Source organism: Pseudomonas sp. SMSB3, from assembly GCF_052041965.1.
Taxonomy (GTDB): Bacteria; Pseudomonadota; Gammaproteobacteria; order Pseudomonadales; family Pseudomonadaceae; genus Aquipseudomonas.
Map to the genome: position 1 here is coordinate 53665 of NZ_JBKGGV010000004.1, position 16322 is coordinate 69986.

The window sequence follows — 16322 nt, forward strand, 5'->3', positions numbered from 1 at the left end:
GCAGCCCCGCTAGCCCTGGCGCTGTACCGGGGTCGGGCGACGCTGCTCTGCGCGTTTGCCCAAAACCTCGTATACCGACGGGTAGGCCGGGCGCTCCACATAACGACCGGCGCCGGGTTCGGCGCGCAGGTCGCCGTCGGCCCAGAGCAGCTTGCCCTGGCTGATGGTGTGGCTGGGCACGCCCCGCACGGTGCGGCCTTCGAAGATGTTGAAATCCACCCGTTGGTGGTGGGTCTGGGCGGATAGGGTCCGGGTGCCGTGCGGGTCCCACAGCACCAGGTCGGCATCGGCGCCGACCCGAATGGCACCTTTGCGCGGGAACAGGTTGAAGATCTTGGCGGTGTTGGTCGAGGTCAGCGCGACGAATTCGTGCATGGACAAGCGCCCGCTGTTGACCCCGGCATCCCAGAGCACGGCCATGCGGTCTTCGATGCCGGCGGTGCCATTGGGAATGCGGCTGAAATCATTGCGCCCCATGGCCTTCTGCTCGGCGCAGAAGCAGCAGTGGTCGGTGGCGGTGGTGTGCAGGTTGCCCGACTGCAAGCCGCGCCACAGCGCCTCTTGGTGCTCGCGCGGGCGGAAGGGCGGGCTCATCACGTAGCCGGCAGCGCTGGCCCAGTCCGGGTTGCGGTAGACGCTGTCATCGAGCAGCAGATGGCCGGGCAGCACCTCGCCGTAGACCGGCTGGCCTTTGGCCCGGGCGTAGGTGATCTCGTCAAGAGCCTCGCGGCTGGAGATATGTACCACGTACAACGGCGTACCGATGGTTTCGGCGATGCGAATGGCGCGGCTGGCTGCCTCGCCTTCGACCTGTGAAGGGCGCGACAGCGGGTGCGCTTCCGGGCCGGTCATGCCCTGGGCGAGCAGCTTTTTCTGCAGGTGATAGACCAGTTCGCCGTTCTCGGCATGCACGGTTGGCACCGCGCCCAGTTGCAGGCAACGTTCGAAGCTGGCGACCAGGGTGTCGTCGGCGGCCATGATCGCGTTCTTGTAGGCCATGAAGTGCTTGAAGCTGTTGACGCCGTGCTGTTGCACCAACTCGCCCATCTCTTCGGCAACTTGCTCGCTCCACCAGGTCACGGCGACGTGAAAGCCATAGTCCGAAGCGCTTTTCTGTGCCCAACCACGCCAGGTGTGAAACGCTTCGAGCAGCGATTGCTGCGGGTTGGGAATGACGAAATCGATGATCGAGGTGGTGCCGCCCGCCAACCCGGCTGCCGTGCCGCTGAAGAAATCCTCGCTGGCGACGGTCCCCATGAAGGGCAACTGCATGTGGGTGTGCGGGTCGATACCACCTGGCATCAGGTACTGCCCGCTGCCGTCGAGGATCTGGCAATCGGTAGGGGCTTGCAGGTCTTTGCCGATGGCGCGGATCAGGCCACCGACACACAGGACATCGGCGGGGTAACTCTCTTCGTGGGTAACCACGGTGGCGCCACGGATCAACAGGGACATGCCGTCTTCCTCGCAGGCTGACCGGTCTGTGCCGGTTCTTGGAATTGTCGTATGCCATGGCCTGGGTGAGGTTCAATCCTGTCAGACCTGACAAGATTCGAGGCTAGTTGCTGATCGGAATTTGAGCAAGAAAAAATTCCCGATAATTAATAAGGTCTTTAACCCATTGAAAAATAACGGTAAACCAATAGATGAGGGGCTTTGGTCAGCCGCCTGCCCATCCTGTCTCACTTGACAGGATCCGATTTTAAGCAAGATTTGCTATCCGAACCTTGCTGCTTCCGAACGTGCGTCACTCCGGCCGTCGCAGTAGCCCGATGAGCGAACAACTACAAGAAATCTGGAGAAAGGCCATGCAGCAGAATAGATCGCAAGTGATCGAGCAGGCAGGCTTGTGCGAGCTGGATGCCGGCAGTGACGTACTCGACAGCCCTCGCTACAACCACGACATCGCACCGACCAAAGTGCACCAGCGCACCTGGAACAAATGGCACATCACCGCGCTGTGGGTGGGCATGTCGATCTGCGTGCCGACCTACACCCTGGGCGGTGTGCTGACCGCCTACTTTGGCCTGAGCGTCGGTGAAGCGCTGCTGGCGATCCTGCTGGCCAACCTGATCGTGTTGATTCCGTTGACGCTCAATGCCTTTCCCGGCACGAAGTACGGCATCCCGTTTCCGGTGCTGCTGCGCTCCTCGTTCGGCATCATCGGCTCCAACGTGCCGTGCCTGGTTCGCGCGGTGGTCGCCTGTGGTTGGTTCGGCATCCAGACCTTGTTCGGTGGGCTGGCCATTCACCTGTTTCTGGGCTCGGTATTCGACGGCTGGAAAGCCCTGGGTGGCACCGGGGAAGTGATCGGCTTCATGCTGTTCTGGGCGCTGAACCTCTGGGTGGTGCTACGCGGCGCCGAGTCGATCAAATGGCTGGAAACCCTGTCCGCACCGTTGCTCGTCGCGGTCGGCCTGGGGCTGCTGATCTGGGCCTTTCCGCACATGTCGATGAGCGAACTGCTGGCCCAGCCACCCAAGCGTCCAGAAGGGGCCAGCGTACTGAGCTACTTCGGCGCCGGGCTGACGGCCATGGTCGGCTTCTGGGCCACCCTGTCGTTGAATATTCCCGACTTCAGTCGCTATGCAAAAAGCCAGAAGGACCAGATCCTCGGGCAGATTTTCGGGCTGCCGCTGACCATGTTCCTGTTCGCCGCCCTGGGCGTGGTGATGACCGCAGCCTCGGCATCGCTGGTGGGGGAAACGGTGTCCGATCCGGTGACCCTGATCGGCAAGATCCAGAGCCCTGGCTGGGTGGCGCTGGCCATGGCGCTGATCGTCATCGCCACATTGTCGACCAACACGGCGGCCAATATCGTTTCGCCCACCAATGATTTCCAGAACATCGCCCCGCGCCTGATCGGACGTACCCGCGCGGTGTGGCTGACCGGCTTCATTGGCTTGGCGCTGATGAGCCACGAGCTGTTGAAAAAACTCGGCTGGATCGTTTCGGACCTGAGCCTGGAAAGCGTCTATTTCAACTGGTTGCTGGGTTATTCGAGCCTGCTGGGGCCGATCGCGGGAATCATGGTGGTCGACTATTTCCTGATCCGCCGCCAGCGCCTGGACCTGGCCGGCCTGTACCGCGACGACGTCTACCCGGCCTGGAACTGGGCCGGTTTCGTCGCCTTCGGCGTGCCGGTGGCGCTGACCGTAGTGGCCATCGGCGACAGCCGCTTCAGCTGGTTCTACGACTACGGCTGGTTCACCGGCTCACTGCTGGGCGGCGCGTTGTACTACGCCCTCGGCGCGCGGGTGGTGGCTGGCCTGGCGGTAACGCCGACCCCGACCAATAAAAACGCCTGAGGAGAAAACCATGAGCCAAGCTCGGAACGTCCTGACTTCAAGCGAGCAGCATATCGACAGTGAGCGCCTGTGGCAGTCGCTGATGGACCTTGCCCGTCTGGGCGCCACGCCCAAAGGCGGGGTATGCCGCCTGGCGCTGACCGACCTTGATCGCCAGGCGCGAGACCTTTTCGTGCAGTGGTCCGAGGCGGCCGGTTGCCAGGTCAGCGTCGATGGCGTGGGCAATATCTTCGCTCGCCGCCCGGGGCGCAATCCCGAGCTGCCCCCGGTAATGACCGGTAGCCATATCGACACCCAGCCCACTGGCGGCAAATTCGATGGCTGTTTCGGCGTCCTGGCAGGGCTGGAGGTGTTGCGCACCCTCAATGACCTGGGTATCGAGACCGAAGCGCCGTTGGAGGTGGTGGTATGGACCAACGAAGAAGGCTCGCGCTTCGCCCCGTGCATGATGGGCTCGGGGGTATTTGCCGGCAAGTTCACCCTGCATGACACCTTGGCCAAGCGCGACGCCCAGGGCGTTTCGGTGGGCGAGGCGTTGAACGCCATCGGCTATGCCGGCGAGCGCGAAGTCCTCGGCCACCCGGTCGGTGCGTACTTCGAAGCGCATATCGAACAGGGGCCGATCCTCGAGGACCAGGCCAAGACCATCGGCGTGGTCCTGGGGGCACTGGGACAGAAATGGTTCGACCTGACCCTGCGTGGGGTCGAGGCCCACGCAGGGCCGACGCCCATGCACCTGCGCAAGGATGCACTGGTGGGAGCGGCGGCAGTGGTCGCGGCGGTCAATCGCGCGGCCCACGCCCATCAACCACACGCCTGTGGCACGGTCGGTTGCCTGCAGGCTTATCCGGGGTCGCGTAACGTCATTCCAGGTGAAGTGCGCATGACCCTGGATTTCCGCCATCTGCAAGGCGAGCGCCTGGACGCGATGATCGCCCAGGTGCGCGAGGTGATCGAGGCCACCTGTGCCGAGCACGGGCTGAGCTTTGAGCTGACGCCCACGGCGGATTTCCCGGCGCTGTATTTCGACCGAGGCTGCGTCGATGCGGTGCGTGATTCGGCGCAGGCGCTGGGCTTGCCCCACATGGACATCGTCAGCGGGGCGGGGCATGACGCGATCTTTCTTGCCGAGCTGGGCCCGGCAGGAATGATCTTCGTGCCCTGTGAGAATGGCATCAGCCACAACGAGATCGAGAACGCCACACAGCAAGACCTGGGCGCAGGGTGCGCGGTCTTGCTGCGGGCGATGCTGGCAGCCTCCGAGGCCATCGCCAGCGCACGCCTGGCGGCTTGAGTGGCGCTTGCTCGGCGCCGCTCAAGCCCGGGCCTGGCGATCAGGCCAGGGCGTCGCGCCGGCTGCTGGCCACATTGCTGTGACGCAAGGTTGGCAGCAGGAAGGCGATGGCCAGCAGGCAGGCGGCTACCAGCATCACGAAGCCGCCATCCCAGCCGAAGTGATCGACCGTATAGCCCATCGCCGCGCTTGCGGCCACCGAGCCGCCAAGGTAGCCGAACAAGCCGGTGAAGCCGGCGGCGGTGCCTGCGGCTTTCTTCGGCGCCAGCTCCAGCGCCTGCAGGCCGACCAGCATCACTGGCCCGTAGATCAGGAAGCCGATGGAGAACAGCGCGATCATGTCGACGGTCGGGTTACCCGGTGGGTTAAGCCAGTACACCAGGGTGGCCACGGTCACCAGGGCCATGAACACGATCCCGGTCAGGCCGCGATTGCCGCGGAAGATCTTGTCCGACATCCAGCCACACAGCAGGGTGCCGGGAATGCCAGCCCACTCATAGAAGAAGTATGCCCACGAGGTCGTGTCGACGCTGAAGTGCTTGGCTTCCTTGAGGTAGGTCGGCGCCCAGTCCAGCACGCCGTAGCGCAGCAGGTAGACGAACACGTTGGCCAGGGCGATGTACCACAGCATCTTGTTGCGCAGTACGTACTGGACGAAGATCTGCTTGGCGGAAAACTCTTGCTCGTGGCTTTCGTCATAGCCTTCGGGGTAATCATTCTTGTACTGCTCGACCGGCGGCAGGCCCACCGACTGCGGTGTGTCGCGCATGGCCGCGAACGCGAAGACCGCGACCAGCACAGCCACCGCCGCCGGCACGTAGAATGCCGCATGCCAGTCGTTGGTCCAGCCCAGGCCCAGCAGGAACAACGGGCCGATCAGGCCGCCGCCGACGTTGTGCGCCACATTCCACACAGATACCACGCCGCCGCGCTCTTTCTGCGACCACCAGTGCACCATCGTTCGACCGCTCGGCGGCCAGCCCATCCCCTGTGCCCAGCCATTGATGAACAGCAGCACGAACATGATCGCCACGCTCGAGGTTGCCCAATGCGCGAAACCGAACACGAACATGACCGCCGCTGATACCAGCAAGCCGAATGGCAGGAAGTAGCGCGGGTTGGAGCGGTCCGACACCAGGCCCATGAGGAACTTCGACAGCCCATAGGCAATGGCGATGGCCGAGATCGCCACGCCCAGCTGACCGCGTGTGTAGCCCTGCTCTTCGATGAGGTAGGGCATAGCCAGGGAGAAGTTCTTGCGCAGCAGATAGTAGCCGGCATAACCGAAGAAGATCCCGGCGAAGATCTGCCAGCGCAGGCGGCGGTAGGTACTGTCGATGCGATCGTCGGGCAGCGGCGCCCGGTGGGTAGCAGGGCGGAAGAAGGCAAACATGCGAAGCTCCAGCTTTGTTATAGGTATGCGAAAGCGAATATTACATTTTCGTTAAAGAAAAAATAATGCTTTCGTCGGCTGGATTTTCGAGTGATGCACCGATGCCGTTAGTCGACCAAGGTCAGCTGGCCGTTGCGGCCGAGGTGATAGCGTTGCAGGTCGCGCGCCAGGGTCAGGTGGCCGGTGTAGAATTGGCGCGCTTCATTGCGTACGTCATCGATACAAGGGCTGCGGCGTGGGTTAGCCTGATAGCGGGCACTGAAATGCGTCAGTACCAGATTGCGCACCCTGGCTTGCTCGGCGAAGTGCGCGATGGACGCCGCAGTACTGTGGCCGAAGGCGTTGCCATTGCGCGCGACGATCGGCCGGGTGTAGGTCGCTTCATGGACCAGCACATCGACATCTTGCGCCAGATCTGCCAGGGCGCCGGGGTTGTCATTGTCGCCACAGACAATCACGCGCTGCGGCGGGCGCGAGGCTTGGAAAAAATCACGCCCGTGCCAGCGCTGTCCGGCATGCTGGACGGTCAGGCCTCTGGCCAGCTCGCCCCACAAGGGGCCGCGTGGAATGCCGAGCGCTTGCAGCCGTTGGGTGTCCAGCCGGTGATTGGGGTCGGTCTCGGTGAACACGAAACCTACGCTCGGTACCCGATGCGACAGCTGCACGGTACCGACCGCGAGTGCATCGCTGCGCCATTGGCCCATGTCCTCGACGGCCAGCAGCTGCAGTGCGAAAGGCAAGCAGGTGGCAGTGGCCGAGAGGCTCAGGCGCAGCCAGTCGTGCAGGGCCGTCGGCAGCACGACATCGAGCGCTTCGCTGCGCCCAGCCATGGCCGCGCTGGCCAGCAGGCCGGGCAGGCCGAAGCAGTGATCGCCGTGAACATGCGTGATGAAAATGCCACGCAGATCATGCAGCGACAGCGCAGAGCGCAGCAGCTGGTGCTGGGTGCCTTCGCCACAGTCCACCAAGTACCAGCGCTTGCCGGTAGTTTCGATGACTGCAGTGGCACTTACATTGCGGGATTTGGTCGGCACCCCCGAGGAGGTGCCCAAGAACTGCAGGTCCACTGTCGCGCTCCGAAGATGAGCTGGCCACCTTGACCGGCCGCCAGCCGTGCGTCGATGCTCAAGGCGCCGTGGCGGGGTCCTGGCGCCAGATCAGCTCGCTGGTGTCGTAGCCTTGCTTGCGCGCGATCGACAGCAGTTGCTCACGCGTCTGGTCGGTGATCGCCGGGGTACGCGACAGCAACCACAGGTATTCCCGATTGGGATGGCCCACCAATGCCACGCGGTAGTCCTTGTCGTGGTACAGCACCCAGTATTCACCCTTGGTCAGGTTCGGCGCCAGGCGGCTGAACCAGTTGTCGAAGCGGACCCAGAGCTTGTCGGTCTTGCCCGGCACTTGAGCCTCGGCAACACCCTGGGCTTCGTTCCACTCACCGTCCTTCTCCATGCAGCGGTTGATGACGTCGATGCGCCCGTCTTCGCGCAAGCCGTAGTGGGCCTCGGACTGCACGCAGTTACGCTGGAAGAACATGGGCAGTCGCGCCAGCTCGTACCAGGTGCCTTGGTAGCGTTGCAGATCGACCTGCACAGTGCTCGGTGGGGTGTGATGATCGTCGCTGGAACCGACGCAGCCCATCAGGGCCAGGGACATGCAAGAAAGCATCAGGGCCGTGCGCATCGCCATGGCAAAACCTCCTGTCAGCGAGTAGGGCTCTCCAAGGCTTCGATACGGCCATGGAGAAAAAGTTGTATCAGCTTGGCACGTTCGCAGCTTTCAGCATTACCGAGCCGGGGCCGGCGACAGCGAGCGCAGTCCCGGTTTTGGCACAAGCGCGGTGCCGAGCCTGGGTTACCATCGGCCGTGCCAATCATCCGCAGAGGAGCGCCGCCTGTGACCGAGTACACCGCGTTCAAGGTCGACCTGACCGACAACATCGCCCACGTGCAGATCAACCGCCCTGAGAAGATCAACGCCATGAACGGCGCCTTCTGGGAGGAAATCATCGCCATCTTCCGGTGGATCGATGACCTCGATGCCGTGCGCGCAGTCGTGATCAGCGGCGCCGGCAAGCACTTCTCGGCGGGCATCGACCTGATGATGCTGGCCTCGCTGGCCGGTGAAATGGGCAAGGATGTTGGTCGCAATGCGCGCTTGCTGCGCAAGACCATCCAGCGCCTGCAGGCCTCCTTCAGCGCCGTGGCCGACTGCCGCAAGCCGGTCCTGGCAGCGGTGCAGGGCTACTGTATCGGCGGCGCCATCGACTTGATCTCGGCCTGCGACATGCGCTATTGCAGCGAAGATGCGCAGTTCTCGATCAAGGAGATCGACATGGGCATGGCCGCCGACGTCGGCACCCTGCAACGTTTGCCTGGCATCATCGGCGACGGCATCATGCGCGAATTGGCGTTCACCGGGCGCACCGTGCAGGCTGAAGAGGCGGCGCGTATTGGCTTGGTCAACCGCGTGTATGCTGATCACGCAGCCTTGCTCGACGGCGTCTTTGCCATCGCCCGCGAGATTGCCGCAAAATCACCCATCGCCGTGGCGGGTACCAAACAGCTGCTCAGTTACATGCGCGACCACCGGATCGATGATGGTTTGGACTACATCGCCACCTGGAACGCCGCCATGCTGCAATCGGAAGACTTGCGGGTGGCCGTGGCCGCACACATGAGCAAACAGAAACCGACGTTCGCCGACTGACCGGGTCGCGGGCGCATTCAAGGAACCCCTGATATGTCAGCTCGCTGGAGCACCGCAGTACTCGACCCACAGCTTGCCGGTGGGCTGGCCGTGGCGCGCAGCCCAGAAGGTTTTCTGGTTGATGCCAATGGCGCGCTGTTCCCCCGTGAATGGCTCAAGCGCCAGGCGCTCGAGGTGTTGTGCGAGCATGGCATCGGTCACTTCGACGGTGAACCGGTGTTCCTGCTCGAGCTGCGCAACGCAGTTGACGTGCCTGGCTGCAGCTGGCGCGGCTTGCGCGCGTTCATGCTCGAAGGCGATTTCGACACCTATATTGTGCTCGGCTACGCCGCGCAGATCGGCACCTGGGCGCGCGAACATCGTTTCTGCGGCAGTTGCGGCCAGGCCATGACGCAGATCCGCTGGGAGCGCGCGATGCATTGCCAGGCGTGCGATCTGCGCAGCTACCCGCGTATCTCGCCTAGCATGATCGTGCTGGTGACCCGGGGTGACGAGATCCTGCTGGCGCGCTCGCCGCGCTTTGTCTCAGGGGTATATAGCACCCTGGCAGGTTTTGCCGAACCCGGCGAGTCGGCCGAGGATTGCCTGGTGCGCGAGGTGCGCGAAGAAGTGGCGGTAGAGGTGCGCAACATCCAGTACGTTGGCAGTCAGTGCTGGCCGTTCCCGCATTCGATGATGCTCGGTTTCCATGCTGAATATGCCGGCGGCGAAATCGTCATGCAGCCGGACGAAATCGAGGATGCCCAGTGGTTCAGCGTCCATGACCTGCCGCCATTGCCAGCGGGGCGATCGATCGCCCGTTATCTGATCGACCTCTACGTAGCCCGCCGCTTAGGCCTGGCCGAACCAGTGCTGCCACGCTAGGCGCACGGTCAGGGCCAGCACCACGGTGATGAACACGGGGCGGATGAACTTGCTGCCGCCACTGATTGCCGTGCGGGCGCCGAAGAACGCACCGACCATCACTGACAAACCCATGCACAGGCCGACGATGTAGTCGACCTGCCCGGAGATGACGAAGACCGTCAGCGCGGCGATGTTGCTGACGAAGTTCATGCTGCGGGCAACGCCGCTGGCGCGAACCAGGTCGATGGGGTAGAGCAGCAGCGTGCTCACCGTCCAGAACGCGCCGGTGCCTGGCCCCGCCACGCCATCATAGAACCCCAGGGTGAAACCCTGGGGCAGTTGCCACTTCTTGCCGATGGGCACGTCGGCATCCACCGGTGCTTTCGGGGTGCCGCCAAACAGCAGATAGACACCACAGGCGAACACGATCACCGGCAGCATCTTGTTCAGCCATTCGGCGGGCATGTAGTGGGCGACCACCGCGCCGATCAGGGCGCCGATCAACGTGCCGAACAGCGCCGGGCGCCACTGCGCGGGGTGGAACAGTTTGCGCCGGTAGTAGGTGAAGCCGGCGGTGGCCGAACCGAACGTCGAGCTCAGCTTGTTGGTACCGAGCACCAGGTGTGGCGGCATGCCGGCCGTGAGCAGGGCAGGGGTGGTCAACAGGCCACCGCCACCGGCAATGGCATCGATGAAGCCGGCAACGAAGGCGACCAGCGCCAGAATCAGCAGGGTAAGCGGTTCAACGGTGAGTTCGAAAGGCATGGGGGGCCTGGCAAGCGAAGGGCAGGGCATGCGGCAAAACGCCGCGCTGGAGGCGGCACATGGTAATGCCGGCAGCGTCCGTCTGCCAGCGCAGCGCATCTGATCCGGTTTTTTATCGTGTAGCTGCATCTGTAACCGTATCAGTGTGTCGCCGACAATAGTGTCAACCCTGCTATCACACTGAAGAGGTTCCGATGGGCAAGCTTGCGCTGTTTCTAGGTGGCTTTTTACTGTTAACCGTGTTGATCGGCCTGTTGGGTACCATTCCCCCGGGTTGAGCTGCAGCACGCCCGCCGGCCCGTCTCCTCCGCAGACGGGCCCTGTTTGCCAGCCTGCGCGCCAGGCCGTACCGCTGGACTAGTGGTCGAAGCCGGTCATTCTCAATCGTCAAAGCCTCGTGTAGTCTCCCGGGCGCGTCATAATGGGTCGCGGCGGCGAGCCGGTCTTTTGCCTTGGGAGTCTGTACATAGATGGAATGCAAGAAAGGCACTTCAGCGATGTTGGAGTGGCGCAGCCGTTTCCTTAGCGAAGGCATCCTGGAGGAGGCCCAGTACGATCAGGCATTGCGCAGTGCCGAGGCATTGGAGCAGGCCGGGACGATCACTGTTCAGGAATGGGTCGAGCTGGTCAGAGCAGCGAACAACGCGCTGCTGCATGTGCGATAAGTCCTTCATTGCGCGGGGAAATCTGTCCACAAAAAACGTGGGTAGGTCTGTGGATAAAGTGCTGAAGGCCAATAGCGTTGCGGGCTCTGTCAAATTGGACAGATTTTGAGCAGCGTTTAGCCGGTCTGCGCAGTTGCAACACTGCCGGCCTGGCGCAACGCCAGTAGCAGCTCACGTACCCGCGCTGGCAGTTCAGCGCTTGGGTAGACCGCATGCATCTGCGGGTCTGCGCCCGTGCTTGAGGTCAGCCGATAATCCGCGCACACCCGCACCAGGCGTCCTGCCTGCACCTGTGGCTCGGCGATCCAGTCAGCCAGGCGCGCGATTCCGGCGCCTGCCAGGGCGCTGTGATACACCGCATCGCCCGTGCCCAGGCGCAAGCGCGGATGTGGCCGCAGGCTGCTGATCTGGCCGTTGCGGCAGAAGTGCCAGGCTTTGAGAATGCGTGGTGCGGTGTGCAGAATCAACGCATGGCCGGGTAATTGCTCGGGGTGGTCGGGCTTGCCGGCCCGAGCGATGTAGGCCGGGCTGGCGTACAGATGGCGGCGATAACGCCAGAGCGGATAGCCGATCAGTTCGCTTGACTGTGGAAAGGCGCCACGGATCACGAAATCCAACTTGCCCTGCAAGGGGTCCACGCTCGCATCGCTGTATTGCACGTCGAGGATGACCTGCGGGTGGCGCTGGCTGAAGCTGGCCAACACCTTGGGCAGAATCTGCTCAGCCAGCACCTGGGGGGCGGCGAAGCGTATCCAGCCTTGCGCACTGCCGCTCAGGGCGGCCAGCTCATCGGCGGCGTCGCGTTGCACATCGAGCAAGCGCTCGGCATGGGGCAGCAGGCGCTCGCCCGCTTCGGTCAAGGTGACGGCATTGGCGCTGCGGTTGAGCAGCGTGCAGCCGCTATTCTCCTCCAAGGCTTGCACCGCGCGCGTCACGGCGCTCGGTGAGCGGCCCAGCGCACGGGCTGCGGTGACGAAGCTGCGCTTGTGCGCAACGCTGACGAACGCCTGGATTTCACGCAACATGTCCAACGCCACACGCAGTTTCCTCATTGCAGTTTTCGCAATGTGGCATTTCAACACAGCGGCGTTGTTTTGATTAGCCTTGCAGCTTGTTTTCGCTGCCAGGAATCGCCCCATGATGGATATCGTCGTTCTTTCCCTCTTCGCTTTTGCCGCCGGCTTGATCGATGCCGCAGTCGGCGGAGGCGGGCTGATTCAGATTCCGGCGCTGTTCAACGTCCTGCCCAGTGCGCAACCGGCAGCGTTGCTGGGCAGCAACAAGCTGGCATCGGTCTGTGGCACAGCGTTCGCTGCGCGCGCGTTCATCCGTAAGGTCACCTTGGACTGGGGCCTGATCCTGCCTGCCGCGCTCAGTGCCTTCGTCATGTCGTTCGTCGGTGCGGCGACGGTCTCGCTGGTACCGCCAAGTGTGATGCGCCCGGCGGTACTGGTGTTGATCGTGGTCATGGCCATCTACACCTTTCTCAAGAAAGACTTCGGCACCCTGCACACGCCGCAGACGGTCGGCCGCAAGCAGCAATGCCTGGCGGTACTGATCGGCGCGGCCATCGGTTTCTACGACGGGTTGTTCGGCCCAGGCACCGGCAGCTTTCTGATCTTCCTGTTCATCCGCTTCTTCGCGCTGGATTTCCTGCACGCCTCGGCGTCGGCCAAGGTGGTGAACATCGCCACCAACCTTGCTGCATTGGTGTTCTTCATCCCTTCCGGCAATGTGCTCTACGCCATTGCCCTGCCCATGGCTGTGTGCAACGTGCTGGGCGCGCTGACCGGCACCTGGTTGGCCGTACGCAAGGGCGCAGGTTTCGTGCGTGGGCTGTTTTTGCTGCTGCTGTGTGTGTTGATCGCCAAACTCTCGTGGGACCTGCTGGCTTGACTCAGATCGCCTGGCGCTCACGTTCGGCCTGCTCCACGCGATTGCGACCGCGCGCCTTCGCCCGGTACAGGGCCTGGTCGGCCTGGGCCAGCAGCTCATCCAGGCTCGGTGCTGTTTCGTGCGCTTCGCAGCCGGCCAGGCCGATGCTGACGGTGATCTGCAAGCGCGGATCATGTTGCGTCGCATGCAACTCCTGAACGGCGCGACGCAAGCGATCGGCGGTGAAGTGAGCATGCTCGGGCGCAAGCCCAGGCAGCACGATCACGAACTCTTCGCCACCCAGGCGCGCCACCAGCTCGTCGTCGTGCAGCTGAGCCTGCAGGGTACGGGCGAACTGGCGCAGGACCAGGTCGCCGGTGGCGTGCCCGTGCCGATCGTTGATCGCCTTGAAGTGGTCGATGTCGAGCATCATCAAGGTCAGCGGCAGCCGTGGGCCGTGCTGCGCGCGGCTGTCCAGCAAGGCGCAGGCGCGGCGGGTGAAGGCGCTACGGCTGAGCAGCCCGGTCAGGTGATCGATGTTGGCCTGGCGGCCCAGGCGGGCCACCAGGCTGCGATTGGCCTGGCTGACACAAGCGACCACCAGTGGCCCGAGCACCAACATGGCGATGCCCAGGCGCGCCGACATCAAGGTGGTCACGCCAGGTTCGCTCTGCGGCACGCTGAAATGCATGAGGTTCTGCGCCACTGCCACGATCAGCGTGCTACCCGCAGTCAGCGCCAGCAGCGAAACCAGAAACGGTGAATAGGTCCAAGCGCACCAGAGCAGCGCAGCGATAGGGAAGGCGATGGCGCCTGGGCCGCCGAAGCCGATGCTCACCGCCAGCGAAGCCAGCAGCACCAGCAACGGCCAGAGGCGGATGGCGTGGGCATTACTGCGTAGCACGACGCGGGTCGACGGGGCGGTGAGCAGCACCGGCAACACCAGCACGCTGGTGGAAAATTGCTCGCTGAACCAGGCAAGCCACGTGGCTTGCAACGACTTGTCGAACCACGGCGCGGCCATCGCGCAGGCTAGGCTGGCGGCGACCATGGCACCGGCCGCACAGGCTGCGAACACGCTCAGCACCCCCTGCGGCGTGCGCATGCGCTGGTGCCGACGGGGCAGGCGTGACAGTAGCCACCATGCGGTTACCACCACGCCCAGGTTGCACAGGTTGAACCACAGCGCGGGTGGCCAGGCGCTACCGCAGGCAAGATCGGCGCTGACCATCGCCAGCCAGATCATCCCGAGGCTCATCGGCCCGGCATGCCGAGGGTAGCGCAGCAGGATACCAGCAAGAACCGCATTGACCGGCCAGAACAGTGACAGCGACTCGATCGGCCGCGCGAGAATGCCGCCCAGGCTCAGGGCAAAGGTCAGACCGAACAGGGCAACACCTGACAACACACGCGATTGGACTGGAAACACCATAGGCTCGACCGACAAGCGGAAACGAAATCCAGGACAACGGCGAGGGGCACCTGGGTCAATGACGCCTTAGTGTGTTGGCACCCAGTGCTTGATGTCAATCTGCCCTGATCGCAGGTACGCCCACGCACCTGGGCAACGTCTACAGGCCGAACATCCATGGCACCATGACCACAGTGACCGCCATCACCAGCAAGGTGAACGGCACGCCGATTTTGACGAAGTCAGCGAAGCGGTACTGTCCAGGCCCCAGTACCAGGGTGTTGACCGGCGACGACACCGGGGTCATGAACGCCGCCGAAGCGGCCAGCGCCACCGTCATGGCGAACGGGTAGGGCGACATGCCCAACTGCGTGGCCGTGCTGATGGCGATCGGCGCCATCAGTACCGCCGTGGCGGTATTGGAGATGAACAGGCCAATCACCGCCGTCACCGCGAACAGGCAGGCCAGGATTGCCGTAGGCCCGGCTGTGCCCAGCAGGCTGACCAGAGCGCTGACCGCCAAGTCGATGCCGCCGGTTTTCTGCAACGCCTGGGCGAAGGGCAGCATACCGACGATCAACAACAGGCTCTGCCAATGGATGGCGCGGTAAGCGCTGTTCATGTCGATGCAGCGGCCGGCGCCCATCAGCAGGCAGGCCAGCAGCGCTGCGATGACGTTGGGCACGACGCCGCTGACCATCAACACCACCATGATCGCCAGGCTGGCCAGGGCTTGTGGCGCACGCCTGCGCGCAGGGGCTACTTGATCGATTTCAGCTGGCAGGCTCAACACCAGAAAGTCTTTCGCCTGGGCCTGCAGCTGGCGTATCGCCTTCCATGGGCCCACCACCAGCAATGTATCGCCAAGGCGCAGTTTTTCCTCGACCAGCTGCTGGTCGATGGCCTCTTGATCGCGGCGCAGGCCCACCACGTTGAGGTCGTAGCGGCTGCGGAAGGTCAGCTCCAGGATGCTCTTGCCGATCAGTTGCGAGCCTGGCGGCAACGACACTTCGGCCATGCCCAGCTCCTGGGATTGGTCGATGAAATAGGCAGCCTTGAAGTGCAACGGCTCCAGGTGCATGGTTTGGCACAGGCTGCGCAGGTTGTCCTGCTTGGCAAACAGGTCCAGCAACAGCACATCGCCCTGATGCAGCACGGTGCTGCGATCGGCGCTGATCACCCGGGTGGTGAACTTGTGCTGGCGCTCGATGCCGATCACGTTGGCGCCATGCCGGGTGCGCAATTCAAGCTCGCCCAGGCTGTGGCCGATCAACGGCGACTGCGGGCGAATGCGCAGCCGCCGTTCGCGGCCTTTGAGCTTGTAGTCGAGCACCAGGTCGAGCAGGGTGCGACGGCTTTCCACCCGGCCGTCCTTGCGCACCTCGCCATTGAGCCAGTGGCGGGTCATCAGCATGTAGGCGATACCCAACACCAGCACCACCAGGCCAAACGGGGTGAAGCTGAAAAAGCCGAACCCTGAACCGACATGGCGCACAAGCTCGCTGTGCACCACCACGTTCGGCGGGGTGGCGACCAGGCTGAGCATGCCGCTGATCAGGCCGGCGAAGCTCAGCGGCATCATCAAGCGGCTGGGTGACAGCTTCAGGCGCGCGGCGATGCTCAGTACCACCGGGATGAAGATCGCCACCACGCCCGTTGAGCTCATCACCGAGCCCAGGCCGGCGACCGAGACCATCAGCAGCACCAGCAGCCGCGCTTCGCTGTTGCCGGCGCGTTCACTCATCCAGTCGCCGATGCGCAAGGCGATGCCCGTGCGCACCAGGCCCTCGCCAATCACGAATAGCGCGGCGATCAGCACCACGTTGGGGTCGCTGAAGCCGGCCAACGCTTGCTCGACAGTGAGCACGCCGGACACTGGCAACACCAGGATCACCAGCAGGGCGACGACGTCCATGCGCGGACGGTTGATGACGAACAGGGTGACGACCACGGCCAGCAGGCCGAGGACCCAGAGCAATTCCTGGTTCATGGGGAGGCGGTGTTCCTTCACTCAAAGGGGCACGAAAGACAGTAGCAGCCCAGTGTGACTGGGTGG

14 protein-coding genes are annotated in these 16322 nt (G+C 63.5%); 6 read left to right on the top strand and 8 right to left on the bottom strand.

Annotated features, from left to right (window positions below):
- Positions 1 to 9: 9 nt before the first annotated feature.
- On the bottom strand, positions 10 to 1455 hold the full coding sequence (hydA, locus tag ACLEJW_RS08535) for a dihydropyrimidinase (RefSeq protein ID WP_440777357.1): 1446 nt from the start codon (positions 1453 to 1455) through the stop codon (positions 10 to 12).
- 353 nt (positions 1456 to 1808) lie between these two features.
- Here hydA and ACLEJW_RS08540 point away from each other — a divergent pair, with 353 nt between their 5' ends.
- Entirely contained in the window at positions 1809 to 3308 is a 1500-nt protein-coding gene (locus ACLEJW_RS08540; protein ID WP_440777358.1) for an NCS1 family nucleobase:cation symporter-1, read from the top strand.
- 10 nt (positions 3309 to 3318) lie between these two features.
- Complete coding sequence (locus ACLEJW_RS08545; protein ID WP_440777359.1) at positions 3319 to 4602, top strand: Zn-dependent hydrolase; 1284 nt, start codon at positions 3319 to 3321, stop codon at positions 4600 to 4602.
- Positions 4603 to 4642: 40 nt separating this feature from the next.
- On the opposite strand, the gene glpT is transcribed toward ACLEJW_RS08545, so the two are convergent.
- The 3 genes from glpT to ACLEJW_RS08560 form a co-directional block, all read right to left on the bottom strand.
- Positions 4643 to 5995 (bottom strand): glycerol-3-phosphate transporter, encoded by a 1353-nt coding sequence (glpT, locus tag ACLEJW_RS08550; RefSeq protein ID WP_145182259.1) that lies wholly within the window; start codon positions 5993 to 5995, stop codon positions 4643 to 4645.
- A 107-nt stretch (positions 5996 to 6102) separates the two neighbouring features.
- Positions 6103 to 7062, bottom strand: coding sequence for an MBL fold metallo-hydrolase (locus tag ACLEJW_RS08555; protein WP_440777360.1), 960 nt, complete (start codon positions 7060 to 7062; stop codon positions 6103 to 6105).
- 58 nt (positions 7063 to 7120) lie between these two features.
- Positions 7121 to 7684: a lipocalin family protein gene (locus tag ACLEJW_RS08560; RefSeq protein ID WP_440777361.1), complete on the bottom strand. Its 564-nt coding sequence runs from the start codon at positions 7682 to 7684 to the stop codon at positions 7121 to 7123.
- 207 nt (positions 7685 to 7891) lie between these two features.
- Between ACLEJW_RS08560 and ACLEJW_RS08565 the strand changes: the two genes are divergently transcribed.
- Both ACLEJW_RS08565 and nudC read left to right on the top strand, forming a co-directional pair.
- Complete coding sequence (locus tag ACLEJW_RS08565; protein WP_145182269.1) at positions 7892 to 8704, top strand: crotonase/enoyl-CoA hydratase family protein; 813 nt, start codon at positions 7892 to 7894, stop codon at positions 8702 to 8704.
- Between the two features lie 33 nt (positions 8705 to 8737).
- A complete protein-coding gene (nudC, locus tag ACLEJW_RS08570) occupies positions 8738 to 9568 on the top strand; it encodes an NAD(+) diphosphatase (RefSeq protein WP_440777362.1) in 831 nt (276 codons plus the stop codon).
- On the opposite strand, the gene ACLEJW_RS08575 is transcribed toward nudC, so the two are convergent.
- Entirely contained in the window at positions 9536 to 10315 is a 780-nt protein-coding gene (locus ACLEJW_RS08575; protein WP_145182275.1) for a TSUP family transporter, read from the bottom strand. The genes nudC and ACLEJW_RS08575 overlap by 33 nt on opposite strands.
- A 470-nt stretch (positions 10316 to 10785) precedes the next feature.
- On the opposite strand from ACLEJW_RS08575, the gene ACLEJW_RS08580 reads away from it, so the two are divergent.
- Positions 10786 to 10980, top strand: coding sequence for a hypothetical protein (locus ACLEJW_RS08580; RefSeq protein ID WP_313300291.1), 195 nt, complete (start codon positions 10786 to 10788; stop codon positions 10978 to 10980).
- Positions 10981 to 11096: 116 nt separating this feature from the next.
- Here ACLEJW_RS08580 and ACLEJW_RS08585 read toward each other — a convergent pair whose 3' ends face one another.
- Complete coding sequence (locus tag ACLEJW_RS08585; protein ID WP_440777503.1) at positions 11097 to 12017, bottom strand: LysR substrate-binding domain-containing protein; 921 nt, start codon at positions 12015 to 12017, stop codon at positions 11097 to 11099.
- A 100-nt stretch (positions 12018 to 12117) separates the two neighbouring features.
- On the opposite strand from ACLEJW_RS08585, the gene ACLEJW_RS08590 reads away from it, so the two are divergent.
- On the top strand, positions 12118 to 12876 hold the full coding sequence (locus ACLEJW_RS08590; protein ID WP_145182284.1) for a sulfite exporter TauE/SafE family protein: 759 nt from the start codon (positions 12118 to 12120) through the stop codon (positions 12874 to 12876).
- A 1-nt stretch (position 12877) separates the two neighbouring features.
- On the opposite strand, the gene ACLEJW_RS08595 is transcribed toward ACLEJW_RS08590, so the two are convergent.
- Both ACLEJW_RS08595 and ACLEJW_RS08600 read right to left on the bottom strand, forming a co-directional pair.
- A complete protein-coding gene (locus ACLEJW_RS08595) occupies positions 12878 to 14302 on the bottom strand; it encodes a GGDEF domain-containing protein (protein WP_313300282.1) in 1425 nt (474 codons plus the stop codon).
- A gap of 124 nt (positions 14303 to 14426) precedes the next feature.
- Complete coding sequence (locus ACLEJW_RS08600) at positions 14427 to 16256, bottom strand: SLC13 family permease (RefSeq protein WP_145182290.1); 1830 nt, start codon at positions 16254 to 16256, stop codon at positions 14427 to 14429.
- Between the last annotated feature and the right edge of the window lie 66 nt (positions 16257 to 16322).

What these genes read in the sequence shown, in the direction of transcription:
- ACLEJW_RS08575 (WP_145182275.1), bottom strand. Translation starts at nt 10,315, where the DNA reads ATGCCTTTCGAACTCACCGTTGAACCGCTTACCCTGCTGATTCTGGCG.
- nudC (WP_440777362.1), top strand. Translation starts at nt 8,738, where the DNA reads ATGTCAGCTCGCTGGAGCACCGCAGTACTCGACCCACAGCTTGCCGGT.
- ACLEJW_RS08540 (WP_440777358.1), top strand. Translation starts at nt 1,809, where the DNA reads ATGCAGCAGAATAGATCGCAAGTGATCGAGCAGGCAGGCTTGTGCGAG.
- ACLEJW_RS08580 (WP_313300291.1), top strand. Translation starts at nt 10,786, where the DNA reads ATGGAATGCAAGAAAGGCACTTCAGCGATGTTGGAGTGGCGCAGCCGT.
- hydA (WP_440777357.1), bottom strand. Translation starts at nt 1,455, where the DNA reads ATGTCCCTGTTGATCCGTGGCGCCACCGTGGTTACCCACGAAGAGAGT.
- glpT (WP_145182259.1), bottom strand. Translation starts at nt 5,995, where the DNA reads ATGTTTGCCTTCTTCCGCCCTGCTACCCACCGGGCGCCGCTGCCCGAC.
- ACLEJW_RS08545 (WP_440777359.1), top strand. Translation starts at nt 3,319, where the DNA reads ATGAGCCAAGCTCGGAACGTCCTGACTTCAAGCGAGCAGCATATCGAC.
- ACLEJW_RS08590 (WP_145182284.1), top strand. Translation starts at nt 12,118, where the DNA reads ATGATGGATATCGTCGTTCTTTCCCTCTTCGCTTTTGCCGCCGGCTTG.
- ACLEJW_RS08560 (WP_440777361.1), bottom strand. Translation starts at nt 7,684, where the DNA reads ATGGCGATGCGCACGGCCCTGATGCTTTCTTGCATGTCCCTGGCCCTG.
- ACLEJW_RS08600 (WP_145182290.1), bottom strand. Translation starts at nt 16,256, where the DNA reads ATGAACCAGGAATTGCTCTGGGTCCTCGGCCTGCTGGCCGTGGTCGTC.